Below are 13198 nucleotides of genomic sequence, written 5' to 3' on the forward strand. Positions count from 1 at the left end.
AATTTGGCTATCCGAACTGATACTTTAAAATAAAAGTATAAAATGAAGATAGGAACAAAAATCTTGTTCTTTAGCATCTTGGTGATAATCCTATCCTGTGGGGGTAGAGAAAGGACCAAAAAAGAGGTGACGACTAATCAAGAACCCCGACCTAATATTATATTCATTTTTGCTGATGATTGGGGCTATGCGGATTTAGGAATTCACGGCAGTACCTTTTGTAAAACGCCCAACCTTGATAAGATGGCCGCTGAAGGCATCGATTTTCAAAACTTTTCGGTTGTCAATCCCGTTTGTTCGCCGAGTAGGGTAGCGGTAATGACCGGTCAATTTCCGGCCCGTCAAAGTGTGCACGGTCACTTTGCTTCCGTCGAATCACATATAAAGAGAGATATGCCCGACTGGTTGAATCCCCAAGCACCTTTACTTCCAAAGATGTTAAAAGATGCAGGGTATACCACCGCACATTTTGGCAAATGGCATCTTTCCAATACCCATGTTGAAGATGCTCCTTCCCCTTTGGAATACGGATATGACGAGTATGGAGCTTTTAATTTACCAAGCAGACTACATCAAATGCATGCCGATTCTACCTTATACAAGACGATTGATTTTGTAAAAAGAAATAAGGAGAAACCGTTTTTTGTCAATGCATGGATCCATGCAACACATACACCTCATTATCCGAAGGAAGAATATATGGAAAAATTTGCCCATTTAGACGAGCAAGAGCAAGTGTATGCAGCCGTGGTCGCCGAATATGATGCCCGTATCGGAGAATTGTTCGCAGCCTTAAAAAATTTGGGTATTGATAACAATACGTTGGTGGTTTTCTCTTCCGATAACGGACCTGAAATAACGGGAAAAAATAGAAAAACTGATGATAATTCAACCGGCCCTGGGTTGGGAACGTTCTATTCCGTGGGTGAAACTGGGGGGCTCAAAGGGCGAAAGCGCTCGCTATTTGCTGGCGGTGTTCGTATCCCTTTTCTGGTTCGCTGGCCCGGTAAAGTGGCTGCGGGAACCGTCGATAATATGACGGAGTTGGCCACCGTAGATTTGCTGCCGACATTTTTGGAATTGGCAAGGGCGACTGCTTCGGAGAATTATCAACCTGACGGAGTTAGTATAGTGCCCGCTATTTTGGGAAAAGCCTTTAAACGAGCAAAACCCATTTTTTGGGATTGGCGTTTTTCAAATAATCGTCCAGATTTTTGGCCAAGTGCAGCCGTGCAAGAAGATAATTGGAAGCTGTTGACCAACAAAACATTAGGAAGAACTGAACTTTATAATATCAATTCAGATTGGGAGGAACAGAAAGATTTGTCCACCGAAAACCCAGAAAAACTTCAAGAACTATTGGGTAAACTCAAAAATTTTGAAGCAGCGTTGCCTGAAAATCCTCCAGAAGACTGCTTTTCGGAAGAGCGGAAAAGTCTAAAATAAACAATCGGGAGTAAAGAGCGATTGTTCCCTGTTTGTTCGAACAAACGTATTTTTTGTAAAAAAAAAGCCTATTAGATACGTAGTGGGTAGAGAGTACACAGGCCCTTTTCTGAGGTCACATATATTAAACCATGGAAATGAAACTTCATTTGCTGAACAGGTCTTGTGTTGACGATGGGTCGCTTATGGTTGCCCCTAACTACTATGCCAATTTTTTGAGGGTATGGAATTCAGACCCTGAATTTGAATTGGTGGTAATTCTTAAAGATTCGGAAACTCGGTTTATTGACGATAGTATTAAAAAATTCAGAGCAGATGAAGTTGAATTTATTGGCCAGAATGTTCCGCATGTGTGGCTGAACGATGAACAATGTGTCAAATTTTAACAGGCAATTTTAAAGTCTATGCTTAGAGTCTCATCATCTTATATGGAAAAGCACGCTTATAAGAGCGAACAAGAATTTGACAGTATGAATGAACAAGTAGCGAGGTGAATTTTTTTGTGGCCATCGTCTTGGTCAATTTAGGGTCAACGAACCAAGAAAGAACAGCTATGGCTGAAGTACGAATACGAATGGCAGTGCGAGAACTCAATTTTAATTTAACCAAATAAAAACTGAAAGAAAATGAAAAAACGGAAAACTAGAATTTATTCCTTTGAGGTTGCCTCGAAGGAACTTTTAAAGGGCTACCTGTGGGCATTCCTTTTACCTATATTTATTCCGCAAGTCTATGCCGGGACGATTCCCCTTCCCTTGGGGCATGATTTTGAGGTTGTGCAACAGCAAATTACAGGTACCGTTTTAGATAATTCAGGTGTGCCATTGGCAGGGGTAAATGTGCTAATTGAAGGGACAACTACAGGTACACAAACTGACTTTGATGGAAAATATGCCATTGCCGCCAGTACTGGTGATGTACTGGTTTTTTCATATATAGGAATGAAAACACAGTCGGTATCGGTTGGCCAGTCGAACAGTATCAATATAACCTTGGAAGAAGATGCGGCAAGTTTAGATGAGGTGGTCGTAATTGGGTATGGTACGCAAAAGAAAAGCGATCTGACCGGCGCAGTTGGTTCTGTTTCGGCTGACGAGTTGCAAGAGCGGCCTGCGGCTTCCCTTACCCAATCGCTATCTGGGAAGATGCCGGGTGTTAGTGTATCCATAAATTCAGGTAGACCAGGAGGGAAATCGAATATCAGAATTCGGGGAAATTCGTCCGTCAGTCTATCGAATGACCCTTTGTATGTGGTCGATGGGGTTATTTTAGTATCGACCGGTCTAGCGAACAATAGTACTCCCATCGATTATATCAATCCCAACGATATTGCATCAATCGAGGTGCTTAAAGATGCCTCGGCCACTGCAATTTATGGATCTAGGGGAGCTAATGGGGTTATTTTAGTCACAACCAAGAGAGGAAACCATACCGGGGGAAGAATAAGCTATGATAGCTATTATAGCTTAGGAAACCTTTCGAAAAAAGTGGGTGTATTGAACTCCGAACAATTTTTGATGATAGAGGAGGTCGCCTATCAGAATGCCGAAAAATATGATGCAGTGGGCTTCGCCAATGGCAAGTATACCGATCCTGCCTTAAAGAGAAATGACCCGAGATTATTCGATGCCAATGGAAACCCGATTTATGATACCGACTGGCAAGATGAAGTGACCCGAGCGGCTTTCACTCAAAACCATCAACTATCATTTACCGGAGGCAATGAGAAAGGTAGTTATGGAGCTTTTTTGGGCTACATGAACGAAGAAGGTATAATGAAAGATTCTTGGTTAAAACGCTATTCCGGACGATTTGTCTTCGACTCAAATATAAGGGATTGGCTAAAGGTAGGGGGTAGCCTTAGCTATAACAATCAAAAAGAAAGGGTGATTCATGCTTCTTGGGTGGGAAGGAATATGATAGAGAATATCCCCATTATTCCCGTCAAATATCCTGATGGAAGTTGGGCCAGCAATGCCGATTACCCTGGTATGGAAGGAGGCCCTAACCCGGTGCGGGTGGCCGAAGAGTATAAACGTTATTTACGAACCAATACCATTCTAGGTAACATTTTTGCCAATGTCACCTTGGCCAAAGGTCTTGATTTAAGAACTTCCATTGGTGTTAATAACGTGGAGCAAAAAACCGATGAATATGCTGGGCGTGAGCTTAGTTTTATTGGTACGAATACGAACGGATATGCTACAAGGGCATCAAATGAATATACTTCATGGCAATTTGAGAATTATTTGACCTATACCAAGGATATTGCGGAAATACATTCGATTACCGGACTCTTGGGTATTTCATGGCAACATATTGACAATACGGGTTTTAGCGCAGGTTCAGAAAACTTTTCCGATGATTTCTTCGGCTTCGATAACCTCGGTGCCGGGTCTGTGGTCAGAACCCCAAGCTCCAATGCCTTTGCTTACGGTCTGAATTCGTATTTCGGCAGGATCAATTATGGATTAATGAATAAATACCTCTTAACGGTTACCGGGCGTGTCGATGGGTCATCGAAATTTGGTGATACGAACAGGTACGCGTTCTTTCCTTCGGCTGCTTTGGCTTGGAAGGTTTCCGAAGAAAATTTCTTAAAAGATTCTTCTTTTATCTCCAACCTCAAATTACGAACGAGTTATGGCGTGACCGGGAACTCTGAAATACCGGCATACGGAGCTTTATCTGGCCTCGGTAATTATGCATATGTCGTAAATGATGTTATTGTAAACGGTATTGGTATTGACCGATTGGCCAACCCTAACTTAAAATGGGAAAAAACAAAGCAAGTCGATATGGGTGTCGAAATTGGTTTGTTCAATGGAAGGATTTCTTTAGAGGCGGATGTTTATCGCAAATTGACAGATGACATGCTTTTGAATTCACCGGTACCGACCAGTAGTGGTTATGCTTCGGTATTCCGAAATATCGGAAGCATGGAAAATAAGGGACTTGAATTCTCCTTAAACACCAAGAATATACTCAATACCGATTTTTCTTGGGAAACCGATTTTAACATTGCCATGAACAAGAATGAGGTAGTAGCACTTTCGGGAGGAAGTGATATTTTTTCGAGCCGAACGATAATCCGTGAAGGAGAACCGGTCGGTTCGTTTTTCGGTTTGGTCAATCTGGGAACATGGGGGTCTGATGAGGCTGATGAGGCAGCAACGTATTTTAGGTTGCCCGGAGATGTTAAAATAGAGGATCGCAATAATGATGGGGTAATCAATCAGGCCGATAGAACGATTATTGGTAAGGGAATACCTGATGGCTATGGTAGTTTGATAAATACGTTCCGCTATAAAAATTTTGAATTATTGGTCGATTTACAGTTTCAATACGGTAACGACATCATGTACATTACAACACGTCCGCAAGAAAATCGTCAGGGTATAGCGAACAGCTTGTCCACCGTTTTGAATGGATGGACGCGGGAAAACCAAGATACGCCAATAGCACAGTGGCGACCTGTATCTGCAGGATATGATAATCTAGATACTTCGCACATGATTCAAGATGGTTCTTTTATTAGGGGCAGAAATCTTTTATTAAGCTATAATTTCTCGTCAGACATAGCCGAAAAATTAAGGTTGAGCAGATTGAAGATTTACACTTCGGCGCAAAACTTCTTCATAAGTACGAAATATCAGGGGTACGACCCCGAAGTTCAGACTAGTGATACGACTTTTGGCCAAGGAGAGGTAAATTTTGACCAATATCCAAAACCCAGAGTATTTATGATCGGGTTGAATGCTACGTTTTAATTCAAAAAATGACAAACATGAAAAATACGATAAAAACTAGAATCCAAGTATTGTTAATGGGGTCTTTGCTCTTCTTAGGAATCGGGTGTTCCGATTTTCTCGAAGAAACCGATCCTTCCAATATAACTGCTGACAGTTACTTTAAGACTGCAGAACATGCCGAAACCGCAATTTATTCTATTTATTCAGACCTTAGGTCTGTACGTGGGGGTGCCTATGGGGGCAGCCCGTGGTTGATGTTGGAATTTGCAACCGGACTTGCCGATAGCGATTTAGGTCAAGCCGATAATAGCAATATCATTCGAAATTTAACAAATACCTCTGATAATGCTTATGGTAAGAGCTACTGGGATAGCAGTTATCAAGGGATCGCCAATGCAAATTTGGCCATTGCGAATATTCCGGATATTGCCATGGATGAAGACCAGAAAGGCAAGTTGTTGGGCGAAGCGAAATTTTTAAGGGCCTACTACTATTATAACTTGGTTAGAATTTTTGGGATGGTTCCATTGATTACAGACCCTATAGATTTAAGTTCCGAAAACTTGTATGCTTCCCAAGAAACAGTGGAGAACATTTATACGCAAATCGTCGAAGATTTAACCGGCGCCGAGACCTCTGGCCTGCCTTTTAATGATACCTCGGGTAGAGTGACCTTGGGTGCGGTCAAATCGTTATTGTCAAGTGTGTATCTTACCATGGCCGGGAATCCGTTGCAAATGGGAGCTGAATATTATCAAAAAGCTGCGGAAAAAGCTAAAGAAGTAATCGATTCGGAAGCGTATAGCCTGTTTCCCGAGTATGCCGACCTACATGATCCTGCTAAAAACAATATCGGTGAGAATATTTTTATGGTTCAGTACGAGGCTTTTGTCGATCCATCTGATTGGCAGCCGTTGATTATTCCGTATAACATGAATATCTCCGCTTATTCGGCTCAGACAGGAGCTATTTATGCCAATCAAGAATTCGTTAATTCTTATGATGAAGGTGATAAAAGAGCTGAGGAAAAAGAGTTTTATTATACAACCTATACCTCAAAGTTCGACAGGGACGAAACTATTGTTCTAGGCGGACATTTTCTATACAAGCATTTCGATATAACGGCGAACCTTGAAACGGCTAGTAGTGATTTGAACTGGGACTTGATTCGATATGCAGAAGTACTATTGATTTATGCAGAGGCGGCGAACGAAGTGTCAGGCCCGACTACCGAAACGTATGCCGCCGTAAATGGGATCAGGGGCAGAGCTGAACTTCCAGAATTATCAGGCTTAAGCAAAGAACAATTTCGGGAAGCCGTTTGGAAGGAGAAATGGCATGAGCTAAGTTATGAGAATGTAACATGGTTTGATATGGTACGCCTCAGGAAGGCATTTAATGTCTCAACTGGTAGTTTTGAAAATTTTGTGGGTCATGAATTTGTTTACGGTCCTCAACTGACCGAACGGGAACTACTCTTCCCAATTCCTACGGATGAATTGCGGAACAATGAGAATCTCGTTCAAAATGCAGGATACTAATATGGCTTTTTACATGCTTTCTGTGACTTATAAAGATAATTTTCATCAAATGCTTGATTGCCAATAGAAAGAATAATAGATTACGTTAAAATAAAAAACTAAAAATGATGCAGATATTATTTAGAAGAAAATCGCCCTTTTCCAGGGCATATAGTCGAAGCCTTGCAGCTAAATGCCTTTCAGTTTTGATGATTGTAATCGGAGCCTTATCGACCGTTGTTCAAGCCCAAACTCCATCCAAGAAAAAACCGAATGTTATTGTTGTGATTACCGATGACCAAGGTATGGGGGATCTAGGATGCTATGGAAACCCGTACATAAAAACTCCGAATATCGATAACTTCTATAAAGATGCAGTACGGCTGACCAATTATCACGTGTCTACGACCTGTGCGCCGAGTAGGGGAGCTATTATGACCGGGAGGCATACCAATCGTTTAAATGTATTTCATACTATTGCGGGTCGCTCCCTACTTTTTGAAGATGAGGTGATTCTTCCTCAAATTTTTGCTCAAAACGGTTATACCAACGGTATGTTCGGTAAATGGCATTTAGGGGATAATTATCCCTACCGTCCTGAAGATCGAGGTTTTCATGAAGTAGTACGTCATGGGGGAGGTGGCATTACCCAAGGTCCGGATTATTGGGGCAATGATTATTTTGATGACACCTATTGGCATAATGGGGAAACAGAAAAATATGAAGGGTACTGTACGGATGTTTTCTTTTCGGAAGCCATGGATTTCATAGAAACGAATAAAGACAATCCTTTTTTCTGTTACATCGCTACCAACGCTCCGCATGGTCCTTTAAACGTACCGGAAAAGTATTTGAATATGTACAAAGGCGTAAAAGGTTTGGAGGAAAGGTTCCAACGGTTTTATGGAATGATAACTAATATCGACGATAATTTTAAGTTATTGGAAGAAAAGTTGGCGGAATTGGATATTGCCGACAATACCATTCTAATCTTTACGACCGACAATGGAACAGCAGGGGGGAATAGAATTTATGATGCCGGTTTGAGGGGCGCTAAAGGGAGTGAATACGAGGGTGGTCATCGCGTACCGTTTTTAATTCGGTGGCCCGACGGCGAACTTACGGGGGGTAAGGATATCGATAAATTGGTTGCACATTATGATCTGTTGCCGACTTTTGTAGATGTTTTAGACTTGGATTTTAATCCAGTAAAACCATTGGATGGTAAAAGTCTGAAACCTTTGCTTTATGATACTTCCGAGGCGTGGCCCAATAGAACATTATATATGGATACGCAGCGCTTGCAAAATTTGGTGAAATACAGAAAGTATTCCGTAATGGATGACAATTGGCGTCTGGTAAACGGGTCGGAACTCTATGACATGAACAAAGACCGTAGTCAGACCACAAATGTCTATGACCAGCATCCGGAAGTAGTTGAAAAGTTGGCACTGGGTTATGAAAAATGGTGGCAATCGATAAAGGATGAAGGTGTAAACGAACGCTATGCTTATATTAAGGTTGGCACGCCACAAGAAAACCCCAGTCGTATATCGGCCCATGATATGTTGACCGGGAAATTTACGCATATGTGGCACCAATATGGCGCGGCTAGCGCTGTTCAAGCTACAGGAAGCTGGAAAATTGAGTTTGTGGAAGATGGATCGTACAAGATAAGTCTATGCCGATTTCCCCGTGAAAGTGGCCTGGGTATAAATGAGACTTTTCCTGCCCAAGAAAAAAGAGTGGAATTAGACCGCTTTATGCCGGCTAGTGTAAAATCTGATTTTGAGAGTGCGTATATCTTTGTGGCCGATTTGGAAAAATCCCAAAAAATCGAAAAAGGACAAAAAGAAGTGTCGTTTACTGCTGATATTTCAGCGGGAAAATACAACATGGAGGCCCAATTGATTGACAAAGATAAAAGGGTGCACCCAGCTTATTATGTTTATATAGAAAAGTTGTAGTCTTTTGTTTTGATCAATAAAATTTCCAAATACCCCTTGGGCCAAAAAAAGTTCACTACCTAAAATGTTTGGTTCCAGGGGTATTGGAATTTTGTTGGAATATTACCGATGAATCGTACTTGTTACTCATCTTATCGCTTTTAATTTTGATGAATTATCAATTATAAATCGCTTAAAAAAGTAGGTACGGCAAAAATAGTATTGATTTAGGTGTTTTATTAGGTAGTTTTGAAAAAATGGAGTTCTTAATTTTGTATTATTAAAATAGAAGTTATGTCAAATAAAATAACAATAACGGATGTTATCATCAAAGACGTTCGTTTTCCTACCAGTAAATCGCTTGATGGTTCCGATGCCATGAATCCCGATCCCGATTATTCTGCGGCCTACGTAATTCTTAAGACCGATGCTGAAAATGGAGTGGAAGGTCACGGCCTCACTTTTACCATTGGTAGGGGCAACGAGTTATGCGCTGCCGCTATTAATTCTTTAGCGCCTTTGGTTATAGGTAAGACCTTGAAAAGTTTTACGGATAACATGGGTGATTTTTGGAAAATGATTACGGGTGATAGTCAGTTGCGTTGGTTGGGCCCTGAAAAGGGTGTTATTCATTTGGCAACAGGGGCAGTGGTTAATGCAGTTTGGGACTTGTATGCTAAAGTGGAGGGTAAACCGTTGTGGCAGTTATTGGCTGATATGACCCCCGAAGCGTTGGTGCGTTGTGTCGATTTTACCTACATTACCGATGCTATAACTCCCGAGGAAGCCTTGAAAATGTTAAAGGAAAAAGCCGGCTCAAAGCAAGAGCGAATTAATAAATTGAAGCAAGACGGATATCCTGCGTATACGACTTCAGCAGGTTGGCTGGGTTATTCCGATGATAAAATGCGAAGACTTTGTCAAGAGGCGAAAGCGGCTGGCTTTGACCATATGAAGATTAAAGTAGGTTCAGACTTGCAAGATGATATGCGTCGAGCGGCTATTATTCGCGAAGAAATAGGTCCAGACTTACGCTTGATGATGGATGCCAATCAAAAATGGGATGTAGACGAAGCCATTGAAAATATGGCCGAACTCAAAAAATTTGACCCCTACTGGATCGAGGAACCAACGAGTCCTGATGATGTTTTGGGCCATGCCAAAATAGCGAAGGCTGTTGCCCCAATTAAAGTGGCCACTGGCGAGCATTGTCAAAATAGAGTCGTGTTCAAGCAATTGATGCAGGCCGATGCCATTGGTATTTGTCAAATTGATAGTTGTAGGGTCGGGGGCGTGAATGAGATATTGGCCATTCTGTTGATGGCTGCGAAATTTAAGATTCCGGTTTGTCCACATGCCGGTGGTGTCGGACTTTGTGAATACGTACAGCACTTATCGATGATCGATTATATAGCGATTAGTGGTTCTTTAGAGAATCGAATTATAGAATATGTAGATCATTTGCACGAACATTTTTTTGACCCCGTGGTGATAAAAAACGGCGCATATATGCCACCAAGCATGGCAGGTTACAGTATTACCATGAAACCGGAATCGATAGAGGAATACAGTTTTCCTAACGGTAGTTTTTGGAAAGAAGAATTGGCGTTAAATAAATAAACAGCAAATGAAATTCAACTTAAATAATAAATCGGCCGTAGTTACCGGAGGAGGTAGCGGCATAGGAAAGGCTATTTGTATTGCGTTGGCCGAACATGGGGCTACGGTTCACATTCTTGAACTAAAGGCGATCAATGCTAAAGATACTATTGATGCTATCGTGACCAATGGTGGGAAAGCACAGGCTTATGATTGCAATGTAGCCAATGAAGATGAGGTCAAAAAGGCAGTTGAATCTATTTCGGCCAATAAAGCTATTGATATTTTGGTCAATAATGCGGGAATTGCGCATATTGGTAATTTAGAGCAGACCGAAGTTGCAGATTTGGATCGATTATACGAAGTGAATGTGAAAGGAGTGTACAATTGTATGCGAGCTTGCATCGCTTCAATGAAAGAGAAAGGAGGGGTTATAATCAATATGGCCTCTATTGCCTCATCGGTTGGAATAAATGATCGGTTCGCTTATTCAATGACTAAGGGAGCGGTATTGACAATGACCTATTCTGTGGCCAAAGATTATTTGGATTACGGAATACGGTGCAACAGCATTTCACCAGGGAGGGTACATACCCCGTTTGTCGATGGGTTTATAAGTAAAAATTATCCGGGACAAGAAAAGGAGATGTTGGAAAAACTGTCGAAAACCCAACCTATTGGTCGTATGGGCAAGCCTGAGGAAATTGCAAATCTTGCACTTTATCTCGCTTCTGACGAAGCATCTTTTGTTACGGGAACCGATTTTCCTATTGATGGCGGATTTATTAAACTAAACGGATAAAACAATTACGATGAAACTAATACGATTTGGAAGTATAGGAGAAGAAAAACCAGGAGTACAACTTGAAGATGGTACACGGTTGGATGTTTCTGAATTTATAACAGATTACAACGAAGAATTTTTTGGAACCGACGGAATTGAAAGGTTAAGTGCTTGGTTGGAAAAGAACGAGAGAAATTGTCCGGTAGTTTCTGGAGACGTTCGACTAGGTTCGCCTTTGACTCGTCCTTCAAAAATTGTATGTGTCGGCCTAAACTATGCCCAACATGCAGCAGAAAGTGGGATGGCCATACCAAAAGAACCCGTTTTGTTTTTCAAGGCGACCTCGGCGATAGTAGGCCCGAATGACGATTTGATTATTCCGAAAGGAAGTGAAAAAACTGACTGGGAAGTAGAACTTGCCATAGTTATTGGTAAAAAAGCATCCTATGTTACCGAAGCTGATGCTTATGATCATATTGCAGGTTATGTCTTGCATAATGATTATAGTGAGCGAGCTTTTCAAATTGAAAAGGAAGGTCAGTGGTGTAAGGGTAAGGGTTGTGATACTTTCGCCCCGATAGGCCCGTTTATTGCCACTGCCGACGAAATTAATGACCCCAATGCTTTAGACCTCTGGTTAAAATTGAACGGAGAGACCGTACAGCATAGTTCGACTTCCGATTTCATTTTTAATGTTCAAGAAGTTGTAAGTTACATTAGTCAGTTTATGACCCTGTTGCCGGGTGATATTATTTCTACCGGAACACCTTTTGGAGTGGGGTTAGGGTTTAATCCGCCAAAATACTTGAAAGCAGGTGATGTCGTAGAATTGGGTATCGAAGGCTTGGGATCCTCACGACAAGAAGCTAAGGCATACAAAGCATAGAGATATATATTTTAAAGTTGAGGGAAGGGTGATTATTGTACTTATCAGTATGCGGAGTGCAATCAAAAATAAAGTATAATGAACTTGAAGATTAACGATAAATACCCGTCTGTTACCGATTTACGTCAAAAAGCACAAAGAAAAATTCCAAAATTCGCTTTTGAGTATTTAGATGGGGGTTGTAACGAAGATGTAAATTTACATAAGAATACAGCCGAAATACGGGATGTAGAGCTCTTACCCTATTACTTGAGCAAACATACCGGCTCAAACATGAAAACGGAATTGTTCGGGCATACGTACGATGCACCCTTTGGTATTGCCCCAGTCGGCCTGCAGGGGCTAATGTGGCCCAACGCACCGGAAATATTGGCAAAAGCGGCTTTTGATCACAATGTTCCTTTTGTGCTCAGTACGGTAACTACCAGTAGTATCGAGCGAATTGCAGAAATAACCGAGGGCCAGGCTTGGTTTCAATTGTACCACCCGACCGAGAATAGATTACGTGACGATATTATCAACCGGGCGGCATCGGCAGAATGCCCAGTGTTGGTTATTCTTTGTGATGTGCCCACCTTTGGCTTTAGGCCTAGGGATATTAGGAACGGTTTGGCCATGCCCCCAAAAATGTCGGTCAAGAATATAGTACAGATTTTAGGGAAACCGGAATGGGCCCTAAAAACGCTTATTCATGGACAACCAAATTTTGCGACATTGAAACCTTATATGCCGAAAAATTTAGATTTACGGCAATTGGGGAAATTCATGGACGATACCTTTTCAGGGCGTTTAAATGAGGAAAAAATTAAGCCGATACGTGATATGTGGAAGGGCAAGTTGGTACTCAAAGGAGTTGCCAACGAAGCGGATGCGGAAAAGGCGGTTAAACTTGGGTTGGACGGTATTATCGTATCAAACCATGGAGGTCGCCAATTGGACGCAGGAGAATCAACCATAAAACCCCTAAGTAGAATAGCCCAAACATATGGAGATAAAATGACTGTAATGATGGACAGTGGTTTACGTTCTGGTCCTGATGTAGCGAGAACTTTGGCCAGCGGGGCCAAATTCACTTTTATGGGAAGGTCGTTTATGTACGGTGTTGCGGCTCTAGGTGAAAAGGGCGGAGACCACACAATTTCACTCCTAAAAAGAGAATTGCAACAGGTTATGGAGCAGATTTGTTGTGAAGAAGTAAAAGATTTCCCCAACCATCTGATATAAAAAGACAGTTAATCTATCGAAAAAGGCCCTCTTAATTAGGG

At 41.6% G+C, this 13198-nt stretch carries 9 protein-coding genes; all 9 read left to right on the forward strand.

The window, feature by feature from the left end; all coding sequences use genetic code 11:
• The first annotated feature begins 42 nt into the window (after positions 1 to 42).
• The 9 genes from AACZ88_RS14550 to AACZ88_RS14590 all read left to right on the forward strand — a co-directional run bounded on the left by AACZ88_RS14550 (position 43) and on the right by AACZ88_RS14590 (position 13157).
• Entirely contained in the window at positions 43 to 1446 is a 1404-nt protein-coding gene (locus AACZ88_RS14550; RefSeq protein WP_339711647.1) for a sulfatase-like hydrolase/transferase, read from the forward strand.
• A 137-nt stretch (positions 1447 to 1583) separates the two neighbouring features.
• Complete coding sequence (locus AACZ88_RS14555; RefSeq protein ID WP_339711649.1) at positions 1584 to 1832, forward strand: hypothetical protein; 249 nt, start codon at positions 1584 to 1586, stop codon at positions 1830 to 1832.
• 240 nt (positions 1833 to 2072) lie between these two features.
• Entirely contained in the window at positions 2073 to 5216 is a 3144-nt protein-coding gene (locus tag AACZ88_RS14560) for a TonB-dependent receptor (protein WP_339711650.1), read from the forward strand.
• A 17-nt stretch (positions 5217 to 5233) separates the two neighbouring features.
• Positions 5234 to 6739: a RagB/SusD family nutrient uptake outer membrane protein gene (locus AACZ88_RS14565; RefSeq protein WP_339711652.1), complete on the forward strand. Its 1506-nt coding sequence runs from the start codon at positions 5234 to 5236 to the stop codon at positions 6737 to 6739.
• Between the two features lie 104 nt (positions 6740 to 6843).
• Positions 6844 to 8685, forward strand: a complete 1842-nt coding sequence (locus AACZ88_RS14570; RefSeq protein ID WP_339711654.1) for an arylsulfatase — start codon at positions 6844 to 6846, stop codon at positions 8683 to 8685.
• Positions 8686 to 8958: 273 nt separating this feature from the next.
• Positions 8959 to 10284 carry an L-fuconate dehydratase gene (locus AACZ88_RS14575; RefSeq protein ID WP_339711656.1) on the forward strand — a complete coding sequence of 442 codons (1326 nt, stop codon included), beginning with the start codon at positions 8959 to 8961 and terminating at the stop codon, positions 10282 to 10284.
• Positions 10285 to 10291: 7 nt separating this feature from the next.
• On the forward strand, positions 10292 to 11065 hold the full coding sequence (locus AACZ88_RS14580; RefSeq protein ID WP_339711658.1) for an SDR family oxidoreductase: 774 nt from the start codon (positions 10292 to 10294) through the stop codon (positions 11063 to 11065).
• Between the two features lie 10 nt (positions 11066 to 11075).
• Positions 11076 to 11933, forward strand: coding sequence for a fumarylacetoacetate hydrolase family protein (locus AACZ88_RS14585; protein WP_339711660.1), 858 nt, complete (start codon positions 11076 to 11078; stop codon positions 11931 to 11933).
• A 78-nt stretch (positions 11934 to 12011) separates the two neighbouring features.
• Positions 12012 to 13157, forward strand: coding sequence for an alpha-hydroxy acid oxidase (locus AACZ88_RS14590; protein WP_339711662.1), 1146 nt, complete (start codon positions 12012 to 12014; stop codon positions 13155 to 13157).
• The last annotated feature ends 41 nt before the right edge of the window (positions 13158 to 13198 follow it).

Origin of the sequence: uncultured Kriegella sp. (assembly GCF_963975415.1) — a bacterium.
Lineage (GTDB): Bacteria > Bacteroidota > Bacteroidia > Flavobacteriales > Flavobacteriaceae > Kriegella.

Excerpts from the sequence above, each read along its gene's own strand:
- AACZ88_RS14565 (WP_339711652.1), top strand. The coding sequence starts at position 5,234 with ATGAAAAATACGATAAAAACTAGAATCCAAGTATTGTTAATGGGGTCT.
- AACZ88_RS14550 (WP_339711647.1), top strand. The coding sequence starts at position 43 with ATGAAGATAGGAACAAAAATCTTGTTCTTTAGCATCTTGGTGATAATC.
- AACZ88_RS14590 (WP_339711662.1), top strand. The coding sequence starts at position 12,012 with ATGAACTTGAAGATTAACGATAAATACCCGTCTGTTACCGATTTACGT.
- AACZ88_RS14580 (WP_339711658.1), top strand. The coding sequence starts at position 10,292 with ATGAAATTCAACTTAAATAATAAATCGGCCGTAGTTACCGGAGGAGGT.
- AACZ88_RS14585 (WP_339711660.1), top strand. The coding sequence starts at position 11,076 with ATGAAACTAATACGATTTGGAAGTATAGGAGAAGAAAAACCAGGAGTA.
- AACZ88_RS14555 (WP_339711649.1), top strand. The coding sequence starts at position 1,584 with ATGAAACTTCATTTGCTGAACAGGTCTTGTGTTGACGATGGGTCGCTT.
- AACZ88_RS14575 (WP_339711656.1), top strand. The coding sequence starts at position 8,959 with ATGTCAAATAAAATAACAATAACGGATGTTATCATCAAAGACGTTCGT.
- AACZ88_RS14560 (WP_339711650.1), top strand. The coding sequence starts at position 2,073 with ATGAAAAAACGGAAAACTAGAATTTATTCCTTTGAGGTTGCCTCGAAG.
- AACZ88_RS14570 (WP_339711654.1), top strand. The coding sequence starts at position 6,844 with ATGATGCAGATATTATTTAGAAGAAAATCGCCCTTTTCCAGGGCATAT.